Origin of the sequence: Pseudoalteromonas sp. SWN29, assembly GCF_015864465.1 — a bacterium.
In the GTDB taxonomy this organism is placed as follows: Bacteria; Pseudomonadota; Gammaproteobacteria; order Enterobacterales; family Alteromonadaceae; genus Pseudoalteromonas.
On the sequence record NZ_JADYXE010000184.1, the window covers coordinates 1 to 269 of the forward strand.

The 269-nt window shown below is 51.7% G+C and carries 1 protein-coding gene; it reads left to right on the forward strand.

What is annotated here, in order from left to right; genetic code table 11:
- Positions 1-51: 51 nt before the first annotated feature.
- The coding region (locus tag I6F53_RS20400; protein ID WP_197240976.1) for a hypothetical protein at positions 52-269 on the forward strand (218 nt) is incomplete at its 3' end.

Here is a 269-nt window from a genome sequence, read left to right on the forward strand (position 1 = left end):
AAGGCCAAGCGTGACCCTAAAGGCACCTTTCAGGTTAACCGCAAGGAAGACATGAAACGCCGTAAGCGCAACCGTAAGTTACGTGCTAAGGTAGCTGAACGTGACCGCTTACACTTTATGGCAATACGTAGGGAACGCGGTGTGATTGAGCGCAACGAACGCCGTGCTGATATGCTGATGTGGTCTGCGTGGCATGACTTTTGGTTACGCAACGGTAACTCAACGGTCCGCAAGATTGACCAAGTGAACGGCCTTAAGTGGCTACTAGG